General features: G+C 39.7%; 13 protein-coding genes and 1 riboswitch. Of the genes, 4 read left to right on the top strand and 9 right to left on the bottom strand.

The window, feature by feature from the left end:
• Nucleotides 1-58: 58 nt before the first annotated feature.
• A riboswitch (cobalamin riboswitch) is annotated at nucleotides 59-257 on the top strand.
• A 106-nt stretch (nucleotides 258-363) separates the two neighbouring features.
• A complete protein-coding gene (locus ACOQOA_RS16165; RefSeq protein WP_420549633.1) occupies nucleotides 364-1,587 on the top strand; it encodes an aromatic ring-hydroxylating oxygenase subunit alpha in 1,224 nt (407 codons plus the stop codon).
• 115 nt (nucleotides 1,588-1,702) lie between these two features.
• Here the strand turns inward: ACOQOA_RS16165 and ACOQOA_RS16160 are convergent, their stop codons facing one another.
• Together ACOQOA_RS16160 and ACOQOA_RS16155 are read right to left on the bottom strand one after the other, a co-directional pair.
• Nucleotides 1,703-2,485: a carbon-nitrogen hydrolase family protein gene (locus ACOQOA_RS16160; protein WP_420549632.1), complete on the bottom strand. Its 783-nt coding sequence runs from the start codon at nucleotides 2,483-2,485 to the stop codon at nucleotides 1,703-1,705.
• A gap of 9 nt (nucleotides 2,486-2,494) precedes the next feature.
• Nucleotides 2,495-3,643, bottom strand: coding sequence for a M24 family metallopeptidase (locus ACOQOA_RS16155; RefSeq protein WP_420549631.1), 1,149 nt, complete (start codon nucleotides 3,641-3,643; stop codon nucleotides 2,495-2,497).
• A gap of 210 nt (nucleotides 3,644-3,853) precedes the next feature.
• Here ACOQOA_RS16155 and ACOQOA_RS16150 point away from each other — a divergent pair, with 210 nt between their 5' ends.
• Nucleotides 3,854-4,528 carry a GntR family transcriptional regulator gene (locus ACOQOA_RS16150; RefSeq protein ID WP_420549630.1) on the top strand — a complete coding sequence of 225 codons (675 nt, stop codon included), beginning with the start codon at nucleotides 3,854-3,856 and terminating at the stop codon, nucleotides 4,526-4,528.
• Here the strand turns inward: ACOQOA_RS16150 and ACOQOA_RS16145 are convergent.
• Complete coding sequence (locus ACOQOA_RS16145; RefSeq protein ID WP_420549629.1) at nucleotides 4,517-5,392, bottom strand: LysR family transcriptional regulator; 876 nt, start codon at nucleotides 5,390-5,392, stop codon at nucleotides 4,517-4,519. The genes ACOQOA_RS16150 and ACOQOA_RS16145 overlap by 12 nt on opposite strands.
• Before the next feature lie 133 nt (nucleotides 5,393-5,525).
• Between ACOQOA_RS16145 and ACOQOA_RS16140 the strand changes: the two genes are divergently transcribed.
• Nucleotides 5,526-5,900: a VOC family protein gene (locus ACOQOA_RS16140; protein WP_420549628.1), complete on the top strand. Its 375-nt coding sequence runs from the start codon at nucleotides 5,526-5,528 to the stop codon at nucleotides 5,898-5,900.
• 58 nt (nucleotides 5,901-5,958) lie between these two features.
• Nucleotides 5,959-6,675, top strand: a complete 717-nt coding sequence (locus ACOQOA_RS16135; RefSeq protein WP_420549627.1) for a glutathione S-transferase family protein — start codon at nucleotides 5,959-5,961, stop codon at nucleotides 6,673-6,675.
• A 69-nt stretch (nucleotides 6,676-6,744) separates the two neighbouring features.
• Here the strand turns inward: ACOQOA_RS16135 and ACOQOA_RS16130 are convergent, their stop codons facing one another.
• The 6 genes from ACOQOA_RS16130 to ACOQOA_RS16105 form a co-directional block, all read right to left on the bottom strand.
• Complete coding sequence (locus ACOQOA_RS16130) at nucleotides 6,745-7,557, bottom strand: MipA/OmpV family protein (RefSeq protein ID WP_420549626.1); 813 nt, start codon at nucleotides 7,555-7,557, stop codon at nucleotides 6,745-6,747.
• Nucleotides 7,558-7,627: 70 nt separating this feature from the next.
• Nucleotides 7,628-8,929: a sensor histidine kinase gene (locus tag ACOQOA_RS16125; RefSeq protein ID WP_420549625.1), complete on the bottom strand. Its 1,302-nt coding sequence runs from the start codon at nucleotides 8,927-8,929 to the stop codon at nucleotides 7,628-7,630.
• Nucleotides 8,919-9,614 (bottom strand): response regulator transcription factor, encoded by a 696-nt coding sequence (locus ACOQOA_RS16120; protein WP_420549624.1) that lies wholly within the window; start codon nucleotides 9,612-9,614, stop codon nucleotides 8,919-8,921. The genes ACOQOA_RS16125 and ACOQOA_RS16120 overlap by 11 nt, the downstream gene beginning before the upstream one ends.
• Before the next feature lie 241 nt (nucleotides 9,615-9,855).
• Complete coding sequence (locus tag ACOQOA_RS16115) at nucleotides 9,856-10,203, bottom strand: thiol-disulfide oxidoreductase DCC family protein (protein ID WP_420549623.1); 348 nt, start codon at nucleotides 10,201-10,203, stop codon at nucleotides 9,856-9,858.
• Nucleotides 10,200-10,919 (bottom strand): SDR family NAD(P)-dependent oxidoreductase, encoded by a 720-nt coding sequence (locus ACOQOA_RS16110; protein WP_420549622.1) that lies wholly within the window; start codon nucleotides 10,917-10,919, stop codon nucleotides 10,200-10,202. The genes ACOQOA_RS16115 and ACOQOA_RS16110 overlap by 4 nt, the downstream gene beginning before the upstream one ends.
• A 477-nt stretch (nucleotides 10,920-11,396) precedes the next feature.
• Nucleotides 11,397-11,966 (bottom strand): hypothetical protein, encoded by a 570-nt coding sequence (locus ACOQOA_RS16105; protein WP_420549621.1) that lies wholly within the window; start codon nucleotides 11,964-11,966, stop codon nucleotides 11,397-11,399.
• Nucleotides 11,967-12,307: the final 341 nt, after the last annotated feature.

Raw genomic sequence — 12,307 nt, 5'->3', positions numbered from 1 at the left:
TCGTCGCGAATAACGTTTTCGTAGTCGTTTACAGAAGAACCTCTCTCCGGATTTTTTCTAAATTTTCACCATATGAGGTGCTTAAAGATATTACGTCTTTAAGATAATTGGGAAGTCGGTGAAAGGCCGACACTGCCCCCGCAACGGTAATGAAGGTAGGATAAAGAAGTAGCCACTGGGATAGGGTTTCCCGGGAAGGCCTTTATCCACATCTCCCCTTCGAAGTCCGGAAACCAGCCTCGTTTAACTTGCCAAATCGCGGGCGGCGATGATGGCACAATAGATAGATGCGCCCTAAATGCGTTTATCCATGTGTCTTCTTTTGCTGGCGTGAATGAGAGCTGAAACAGCAGGAGAGACGAAGTGACCGATATTCAAAATTTACTAAATACGCGACGCATGAATTATTCTTTGGAACGTCCATTTTATACGGATCCAGAGATTTTCAATCATGACTTAGCAAACATTCATTACAGAGAATGGCTATTTGCAATACCTAGTTGTGAAATTCCCAAAACAGGCAATTTCGTAACTTATAAAATTGGCGAATATAATGTAATCATTGTCAGGGGAGCAGATCAGCAAATACGCGCTTTTCACAATACATGCAGACATCGCGGATCTGTCATTTGTAAAGTTGCGAAAGGTACTGCCCCCAAACTTGTATGCCCTTATCATCAATGGACTTATGAATTAGATGGTTCCCTTATGTGGGCACGTGATATGGGACCAGATTTTGACCCAACCCAACATGGATTGAAAACTGTGCATTGTCGAACGGTCGCAGGTCTTGTTTATATATGCCTTGCGGAAAATGCACCCAATTTTGACGAATTCAAGTTCATTGCAGAACCATATCTAGAACCACATGAGCTGGAAAATGCGAAAGTCGCTTATGAAAGCACAATTGTTGAAAAAGGAAATTGGAAATTAGTATGGGAAAATAATCGCGAATGTTATCATTGTGGCGGTAATCATCCTGCCCTATGCCGAAGTTTTCCAGATGATCCCGTTGTGACCAAGATTGAAGGCAATACCCCACCTGAAAGGTTGCAAGCTCATTTCGATAGATGTGAAGCTGTTGGAATGAAATCTCAATTTTACATTCATACGGATGGACAATTCCGTTTAGCAAGAATGCCTTTAAAAGATGGGGCTGAAAGCTATACCATGGACACAAAATCAGCCGTTAATAAATGGCTAGGCCGATCACCATTTGCAGATGCAGGTACATTGTTAAAATTCCATTATCCGACGACTTGGAATCATTTCCTTGCAGATCATTCAATTGTTTTCCGTGTCACCCCCATCAGTCCAACAGAGACAGAAGTCACAACAAAATGGCTTGTCCATAAAGATGCTGTTGAAGGTGTGGATTATTATGTAAAGCGCTTAACCGAAGTATGGGAAGCAACAAATGATGAGGATCGCAGGGTCGTAGAAGATAATCAAAATGGTATCCAAAACCCGGTTTATGAACCCGGCCCCTATTCCGCAGATCACGAAGCTGGTGTTATGCAATTTGTTGACTGGTATTGTGAAAAGATGAAATCTCGTTTGTCTCCTATTATTTTAGCAGCAGAATAATATGTTAAAGCCTTAAGGAGTCCATCAATATAAGGCCCCATACCGGGGCCTTATACAGAGTTTTTCAATTTTACTTCTCAGTTTTTCCCGCGTCTCTATTTCGAAATATCACCGATTAAAACTTAATACGCTTCACATCTGATAAATATGGTAATCTTTCTTGAGCTTTTTGCACGGCATCGCGCTGCAAAGTTGCGAAAATAATCTCTTCATCTTGGCCTGCGCGCGCCAATTCGCCACCATTTGGTGCGATAATACAACTGGCACCTAAATAGTTCATATCACCTTCTCGGCCTGCCTGATTGGCATACGCCACATAGATACCGTTTTCAAATGCACGGGTTGGGATAAGTTTTTTCGCGACAACGCCCCATTGCGCCCCTAAAGCTGTGGGCACTAAAACCAGTTCAACTCCTTGATCAGCCATATGTCGAAAAGTTTCTGGAAACTCAGCATCATAACAAATTAGAGTTGCAACCTTAAAATCGCCAAGTTCAAAAATATTGCATCCCTGTCCGGCTTCAAAATGATCCCCTTCAAATCCCGGAGGCAAGATAAGTTTACGATGGATGTTTAAACAATTTCCACGCGCATCAAAACATTGCGCAGAATTATATAGCTTTCCATCCAGTCTTTCAGGAAAACCGTAATGAATTGCCAGATTAAATTCTTTACAAAGATCTGAAATTCTTTTTGCATATGGCCCATCATTAGCCTCTGCCCATTCAAGAAGTTTCTTCCCTTTATTATACCCTGTCAGAAAAAGTTCAGGCAGTAGAAGCAGATCGATCTGCTGATAAGGCAGGTCTTTCAGTTTTGTTTCCAACCATCCCATACGTTCTTCGGGCCCTTCAAGTTCCCCGGAAGATTGAGCAATCGCAAGTCTCAATTCTCGCATGACATTCCCCTAAGCGATCAGTAACTCACGAGGATAGCTCGTTATATAGTCAAAACCTGTTTCCGTTACGACAACAGAATCTCCAATACGCCCTCCCAAGGATTCTATAGAAATTCCACCATCAACGGCAAAGGTCATACCTGGTTGTAAAACCGTTTTATCACCTGCCTTCAACTCCGGTGCTTCCAGATAGGCCACACCAATGGAACGTCCGGTTCGGTAACCTGTTTCATAACCGCGTTCTTTATAAATTTCATTAGCTGCAGCTGCGATATCTTCTGCTAATACTCCCGATTTAATCGCATGAATGGCGGCTTGTTGCGCATCGATGGCAGCCTGTTGTACATGTGCTGCTTCGTCAGAAATCTCCTTGATATGGAACATACGATCAAAGCCAAGTTTATATTGCTTAAACTGCGCCATGTTACAAAAACAGAAATAGACAGGATCACCAATCGCATATTCCTTTACGCTGGCACGGCGATGTACCATAGATGTATCTGCCCCACTCTGAAGAATTTGCAGATTATGAATCATTGGGGACACAAACTTCTCCCATCCTTTGTCAGTCAGGAAACCCGCAGCTTTTCGCGTGCCCGCATTGATCACACTCAACGCGGATTCATATTCGGCAGCACCATCACGTAATGAGTCATGAGCCGCCTTCATCATTGCCCCTGCAATTTCGCCGGCTTGCTTCATCACATCAATTTCCAATGGGGATTTGATCATGCGCATTTGCCCCAAGACGGGCGAAATATCCATCAAATCTATGGTTTTAAATTGATCATCAAAGAAATTGCGGACGATTGCTGGTATCGTATTTTTCTCAACCCAAACTTTGGTGCAATTATCACCCAGAGTGTCTGTTAAAACGCGAGCCCAGGAATTATCCCCCATATCTTCCCAAACACGAACATCTTCAACCCAGGTCATTTCTGCAACCATTTCGGATTCCATCAATGGCGTAATCACCACAGGCATTTCATCTGGGCGTATGACCAACATGGTGGGGCGACCAAACTCAATCCCCAGATATCCCCAAAATCCAGCGAGATAGGCAATTGAGCTCTCATCCGTAAATACGGCGACTTCAATTCCTGCCTCTTTCATTTTTGTTTGTAGAACTGAACTACGTAATTTTGCTTCTTCCAACATGAGTTAATTTCCCATCGCCAAGTTTTAATTTCTTTAAAAATCTATAAGCTGTATACAGATAAAGAGTCAAACACAAAATTTCATCATAAAATTGTTATAATATTGATTAGATGTATACATATATGTATGTTTTTTCCCTCTAACTTCTGGTAATTCCCAATAAATACAGTTACTGTCTGATTGATTTTATTTTCGAAGGTCTTATGAACGATGTCATTAATCCAAATTGAAAATCACAGTGATATGAATGACGTAGACGTCATTCAGGAAATCATCCGAAATCGGATTTGCTTTTTGGAATACCCAGCAGGCACAACATTAAAAGAAACTGCATTAGCCGAAGAATTTGGCGTTAGTCGCACGCCTTTGCGTGAAGCTTTAAATCGCCTTCGTTATCTAGGCTTAATTGAAACACGTAACGGTGTTGGTACAGTTGTGGTCGGATTATCTTATGAAGAAATTACACAGATTTATGAAATGCGCATGGAACTCGCTCAACTCATAGGAAAACTGTCGCCAAATAAAATCACGGATGAACATGAAGAAATCACTTTATCCCTTCTGACCCGTGCACAAAGACAAACGATAGAGTTTGATATACAGGAATATTTTGCAATTAATCACCAGTTACATCATCTGATATATGATATTATCGGTAACACATCACTTAAAGAAATGTGGAAGCAACTCTATTTTCAATCAGCTAGCAGCTGGTATCAAGTCGCCAAGAACACAACAGAAGAAGTGTGTCACTCGCTCATTGACGAATTAACAGACCTTGTCACTGCCATCAAATCTCGAGATGCAGAAGCCGTTGGAATCTCCCAACGTCTACATATCAAATACGGCTTCTCAAGAATACAGGCTCTCTCATCAAATGAATAAGGTATGATCCTGCTTTAAGCGTTCCGCAAAAAATCCCATAACAATTTTAATACGTTCAACTTTTCTAAGATCAGGATGCGTAAGTATCCATAGGTCATTTAATCCAGCAGGATTAAAAGTAAAGCATTTGGTCAATTCCGGTAGCTTCAAGTCATTTGGTAAAAATGCCAACCCTATGCCTATACGCGCTAGATGAGATATCGCAGCCAAATCATCACTTCTTTGAACAATATTATTTTTATAGTTCCCATCCAGCCAATGATAACTCGGATGATTAAGTAACTCCCCTGCGGCACCAATAATGTGATGCCCATCCAATTCACTCAAATCTTTGGGATTGCCGTATGTCTTAAGATAAGCTTCACTTGCAAATATACCCCAATTTATTTCGCAAATTTTCCTGCCAAATAAGTAATCTGCAGGTTCTTTAGATACACGTAACGCTATATCTGCTGACCTAGATTTCATATTTTCTTCTTGATTAGTAACAAGTAAATCTATCCTAATATCAGGATAACTTTGATTAAACTCTTGTATATACTTAGGAATAATTTGGTATGCAAAACTTGTCGGGACAGTCAATCTCACCACACCTTGCGCTTGCTTATCTTTCCCAAAAATAAAGCGATCCATATCCTGAAAAGAGTTTGAGATATTTTTCGCAAATACAAGTAGTTCTTCACCCGTCTCAGTTAACTCGTAAGAACCATTATTTCTATCGAATAAGCGCGCACCGACAGCCTCCTCAAATTTATTCAGATGACGAAAAGCCGTCGTATGGCTAACTTTTAACTCATCTGCTGCCTTTGAGAGTGATTGTTTACTCGCAACAGTTAAAAATAGCTGAACATCATTCCAGTTCATATCAAGATCTCATTTTCATTTTTGCAAATATAATTTTCAAAATCACATATTTATTTCATTTTTGCAAATTAGTAACTTTCTTACATTCAAAAACGCTTCCTTAACATAAGGAACATAAATTAAGAGGTTTATAATGATTGGATATACATCATTAGGGACAAATGACCTGTCCCGCGCGGCTTTATTTTACGATGAATTATTAAAACTGTTAGATGGTAAACGTATGATGGAGATGGACGACTTTATAGTGTGGAGTGATATGAACACGACTTCACCTGGTTTTTCAGTTCACTTACCTGTGGATGGAAAACCAGCTTCGATCGGCAACGGCGTTATGATCGCCTTATCGGCATCGAACCCTGCCCTTGTAGACACAGTTTATCAAAAGGCTATAGAACTCGGCGCAAAAGATGAAGGTAAACCCGGGCCGAGAGGCGACACCGGCTTTTACGCTGCATATTTTCGCGACTTGGATGGCAATAAGTTAAACGTCCATTACTTACCTTAATCTACTATACCCCCCTTTCTTGACCACGTTATGAAAGGGGATAAGGAATAGCGTGATCATGATAAATCCAAACAATCACGACTTTCATATCATTGGACATCGGTTATGTCCTTATGTTCAGCAAGTTGTTATTATCCTAAAAGAACTACAAATCCCCTATGAAAGAACCGATATTATTTTGTCAGAAAAACCTGACTGGTTCCTGAAACTTTCACCATTGCAACAAGTGCCTGTTCTCGTCATCAACGATGAGATTATACTTTTTGAATCTAAGGTGATTTTAGAGTTTCTAAACGATTTGACAAAAAACACATTACATCCTGCCTCCACAATCGACCGTGCTATACATCGCAGTTGGTCGGAAATCGGAAGCAAAATCTTAACTATAATTGCTCATATTATATATCATGATCAATCAAAGTCTTCCTTTGAAATCTCTGCGCAAAAGATTAGAAATTTACTAACTTTAATTGGGAAGGAATGCCCAGAATATCTTATACGCCAGAAATCGGCACTCTATATGATTGATGTCATCTTTAGTACAATCTTCCGATATCTGAACGTCTTCAACGATGCAACAGGATACGCTTTTCTTGACCAAGATACGCTTATATACGAATGGCAGCAGGATTTAATGAAGAACCAATCTGTTCAAGAAGCAGTCCCTGACAACTATCACGAACTACTCGCTATCTTCGCTCATCAACAAAACAGTTTTATCGGCACTCAAATATCAAAAAGTGTTCCTCAAAAACCTAAACTCCCACGCGGCTAGTATTTTGGATGTAAAAGAGCCTCACAAGTTATTTGTGAGGCTCAATTAATTCTTCGTAACCGATTTAATTTAAAATTCGTATTTTAACATCATCCCTGTGAAGAATTGATTTTCGGATCCCTTATCTTTTACAATTGGGCTATCGGCTGCATCCCCAATAATACGTGTATATTGCGAAATCACATTTAATGATGTGGAATCAGTAATGCGATATTCTGCCATGGCATGTAAACCGACATCCCTGAAACCGGAATCAATATCATATTGGGAATAGGCACTATTTGCAGCTTGTGTAGATGAAATACCAAAGAAGGATTGCATGTAATCTTCCGATGCCCATGTGGCATCCGGGCCAACCATAAACATCAATTTATCTTCAACTACAGGCACCATAAAGTTTGCTTCCAGTCCTACCAATGCACCTTCATGACCATCGCCAAGATCTTGCTCAAAACGTGCACCGAATTCTAGCATTTCCCATTGATAGCTACCATAAAGCACTGCGGCAGCGCTCATATCAATATCACCTAATCCACGTAAGGCTTCATTATCAGATTCATCTCGCCCTTCTGTAAGTCCAACACCCAATCCAAGAGTTAGATTATCTGTTTTATAGGCATCGACTAACAAACCATCCATAGACAGTGAAACACGATCATTCCAGACGATTTCCAGATGAGGCATAAATCCAGCATCATAATCATCCGACCCTATATAATCCGGTGCATACATAACACCTGCACCAATCGCGAACTCCCAATTCTCATATAAACGTTCAGGTTCAGAAGGCGCCCCATTGCGGGAATCATTTGCCATAACCATGGGTGAAGTGGTAACTGCACCTGCTAATACGGTGGCAGGTAAAAAGAATTTGTTAAACATTGGAAACCTTTAAATTTACTAGTGACGCGATGAATTTATCGACATCGCTAGTAACCAAAGGGTAACCAAATCAGACTTTATTTTCTTTTTCTTCGCTTAAAGTAAATATTGCACGCATACCGCCATCTTCCAGAGGCACCATCTCGCAACTCCATCCACAACGTGTACATATACGTTTTACAAGATTAACACCAACGCCCTGCCCAAGTTCTTTTTTAAGCTGTCCAGCCTTCACATCCAGATGATTTTCTACGATAAAGACATTATCAACCAGTTGAATATCGACATGCCCTTTAGGCGTATGTTGAAAGGCATTTCTTAAAAGATTTGAAATCACAATATATAAAGGTGTTTTTGACACAGAGATAATATCCGTGTTTTCAACCGTTATCTTACATTCCACATTTTGCATTTCAGTGAAATAAGTCAGCTCTTCTAAAACATCGTTTAAAAGTTCAGGGTAATTCACTTCTTCTTGAGACATATCAGGGCTTACTTCACGTCCCAGCCATAATAGTGTTTCAATTAACTGCCTCATATTTTTGGATGCACGTGTAATACGATTGACCACCCGGTGTTGGGGCTCTGACAAATCATGTTTTGAAAGTAATTCAATATTACCTCTGATTACCGTAACGGGTGTGCGTAATTCATGACTTGCCTGTCGCAAGAATTCTCTTTCTCTAACAACGAATTCTTCATTTCTACTTAACGCACTATGAAGTTCCTTGGCAACATTGTTGAGTTCTTTGAACTTAAAATTTGGAATAGGTTGAGCTAGGTTATCTGTATTTAAATTTTCAGCCCATTTTGCAAGCTCTTGTGACGGTTTCGCTAAACGACGCCCCAGCATAAAAACAACTATTAGAAGAATTATTAGAAAAACAACACCTATTGGAATTGTTATAAATGATAGAAGATCCCACTCTTCCAGAAATGCACTTCCATCATCTTCTTCGTTAAAATTTTGCACCATATATATGATGCTGCCATTCTTAAGTTCATAAGGCAAAATTAGATAAAGTAAATCTAATCGCTTTTCATCATCGTATTCTTCGTCCAAATCCAAGCCATATAAATCACCAATTTCTAATTCTTCTTTCGGCACATTCGCAATAATTACTGCTGGTAGTTTTTTATAATCATCATAAGCTGTTATATTAAATGCATTAGGAAGTGGCGTGTTTTCGTCTTTCTCTAATGCATTCTCATAGTGACGCGCATAGGCGTCCAAAGCAAAAGACGCCGTAATTATAGAACCGTGGAATAAATAAAAATTCAAAATTACTGTATAAAGTAACAATGTACCTCCAAAACACAGTAATATGTATTTTCGAATAACGGCAGAGAAAGTCTTAGTTTTAGACGCCATTTTCTTCTTCCCTTAAGGCTATACCCTGCCCAGCAACGGTATGGATAAGATCCGTTTCAAACGGCCTATCAATACGTTTGCGCAATTTATAAAGATGCGTTTTAAGCGCATTACTGTCAGGTGGCTCTCCTTTCCATAAAGCCATTTCAAGTCGCGCGCGCGAAACAACTTTAGGACTGTTTCTCGATAACACTTCCAGAATCAACCAACCTGTCGGTGATATCTTGATCTCCTGATTTTCACGTTTTACAGAACGTGCCTCAAAATCGATTTCCAGATTTTCAATACTAAACCTTTTGATTTCACCACTTCGTCGACGTGACAATACACGGGTGCGCATTAAAAGCTCTTCCAACGCATATGGCTTTACCAGATAATCGTCCGCGCCAGCTTGAAATCCTTCAAGCTTGTCATCTAATGTATCACGTGCAGTTAACATCAAAACAGGTGTATCTACCCCTTCGTTACGTAATTCTTCACAAATACTAACGCCATCCCGAAAAGGTAACATAAGATCAAGCAAGATCACATCGTAGTTCCCTGTTTTGGCCAGATCTAAACCACTCTCACCATCGTAGGCATGGTCACATTCTATACCTTCAAGTTCCAGAAAATCATTTACCGTGGCTGCAATATCCATATCGTCTTCGATCAGCAGCACCATAATACTTGCAGATGTTTTCATCCCTAAATCCTAAACATAGCATCGCTATTGTTTTCAGAGGTGCCAAAACTAAAGCACATCTCATCATTTTATAGCTTGTAAATATAGAAATATATAGATGAAGAAAGGGTAAACGTTTGGTGACTAATCCGATTCCCTGAACTCTCTCGAACTCTTTCCCAAAGAATATTCGAGGAACCCTCACTAGAAATATAAATATGACTAACCTATGGTCTATATGAGTTGAACTGCTAATTTTTTCTTAGGCGCCATAGAGCTTAACAAAACGTGATGCTGCAAACTTTCCATATAATATCTTCAAGATAATCTTCACCGGCCAAAGAGAAGTAATAAGTGCCAGAGTTTTCCAGTATTTTAGATGTCTCCATATCACTAGAAATGCATCTACTCCAACATATAAGATGCCCTCGTCATCAATCACATGCAGTTGCTTCAACGCATCAATCTCAGATATATTGAACTCAGATAATTCATTCTGACTTTCTGAAATATTATACCACTCAAATCTATCTTCTGGGGCTATCCGTTGATAATATTTTATCTCTTTGGAACATAGACCACATCCACCGTCATAAAATATTTTGATCATGGTAATATCTCCTGCCCATCCCAAGCAAAGCATTTCCCGCTATCATCAACTTTCAACGTCTCTATAACATTCAATAATTTTTTGGCGGCGTAGTCTGGTGTAAATAACTTGTCATGAGCAATATTGGCGGTAAATGGTCTGGATAATTCACTCTTAACCGTGCCAGGATGCAAGCCAACAACAATTGCCTGTTTACGATTTCTTGAAACTTCAATTGCAGTCGTTTTAATAATCATATTAAGCGCAGCCTTTGACGCTCGATAAGCATACCATCCACCTAGTTGATTATCAGATATACTGCCAACCCGCGCAGATAGCATTGCGATAACTGCGCGTTCGTCTCTGGAAAGAAGCGGCACAAAGTATTTTGCGATCATCGCAGGAAAAATACTATTCGCAAAAAACACCCTCTGGAAATTGGTAACATCAAGATCCCTTAGGCTTTTTTCTGGTTTAATGTCTGAACTATGTAAGATACCTGATGCAACAATGAGAAGATCAATAGAACCAAAAGATGCAATCTTTTGTGAAATTGTCTTCAATCCCTCTTCATCTTTATAATCAATAAGATAATATTCCGATAAAGGAAATTTATCCTCAATTTCCTTACTCGATACAATATGCAGTAATGCATCCGAATATAGTTTTCGAATCATACCTGAAAGGGCATTCCCAATTGCACCGCCACCACCAAAAACTACAATATTCTGCGTCATTCTTCTCTGTCACTTAATTCAAACCATGTATCCTTTACGTATCGTAAGCGGTGTTGGATTGAGAATGGATAGAGCTTCATACTAAAGTAACTGTCGAGTATATGTTTCTGAAAGATTCATTATAGGGCAAATACTCTCAACCTTTATTTCTTCATCATGATTGTATTTCACAAAGATTTCTCCTGACTTCATTAAGATTACTTTGTTGGAAAAAATTTCACTAATTCAAGGTCATGAATATGGGGCAACCCTCGTGATGCCGCTATAACTTGAATAATAGGTTACCAGAATGTCAATTATACTAAGTTAAACCCATAGGCGATGAACCGGAACAACAGAAATGTGTTATGAACACGCCTTTGGCGGTTCTGATGTGCAAACATTGGCCCAAATCTATTCCATATTCATGTAACAGATCTTCAACATTTCGAAGCGATAACGGAAACGAATCAGGAGATATCTTAAGACGTATCAGACTCACATATTGTATAAATTGGTATCGAATATCAGCCTTTTGCTTACACTCGTGTCCTCGCTGTTCTGGCCGCCCAGTTTCTGCACACCGAGGCCATAGCAATAATCTATGACGTCACCATCATTGGAAACGGGCAAAAATAAAGTCTCGTCAGTCACCATATATTGCTCTGATTTAAAGATATTGCACAACATAAATAAGTGGGACTTTTCTCGAAATACATAATCATAGTTAGTTAAGGCATCTGATATGGTGCCCACATGACCGTCTTTGACCAGCTTGCCTGTTGGGTTGTTTTTCCTAAACAGAATTTCGTTACTACCAACCAATTTGTAGCGGTAGTCACGATTTTCTGGCTCTCTATCAATGATAAAAACGCTGGAAAGAAGTGCCCCCATATCTTCAGGCAAAAAACTTGATTTTAGGACAATGCCTTCTTCATCTCGTGCATTGTCCCATAGTCCGTAGAAATCTCTAATTGCCGGATCGCAAGTTTCAAGAAAGCTTAAATCCTTCACCCGATGAATATCATAGGTTCTTTCCCAAACAACATTGTTCACATCAATCGACAAATTTCCTCTACTCTCTCCCAAGGCTTAGTTGGATAGATTACCTTTTACGGACCTACATTTTAATAAAATACCGCGCATAGGTCTATAGATTAAAAAAGAGGAAGAACTGCGTATGATGATAATGTCCAGTTAGGAACATTTTAAGCCGTTATCGCTTCAGTATCCATGGACTGCACGACATGCGAAAATTCTTGTACAATTGGCCTCGCGCAGCACAAAGCCCTACCTTATACTTGGTCTATTCGCTATCGCGAAGCGGCGTTCTACCGCCCTCCTTATCCCTGCGTTTGCCCTGACTTTATTCGTCAATTCAAATCCTAATCTCAGTAATCTAAAATGTA

The organism is Curvivirga sp. (genome assembly GCF_965219885.1).
Taxonomy (GTDB): domain Bacteria; phylum Pseudomonadota; class Alphaproteobacteria; order UBA8366; family Aestuariispiraceae; genus Curvivirga.
This window is presented reverse-complemented; position numbering and strand designations above follow the sequence as displayed.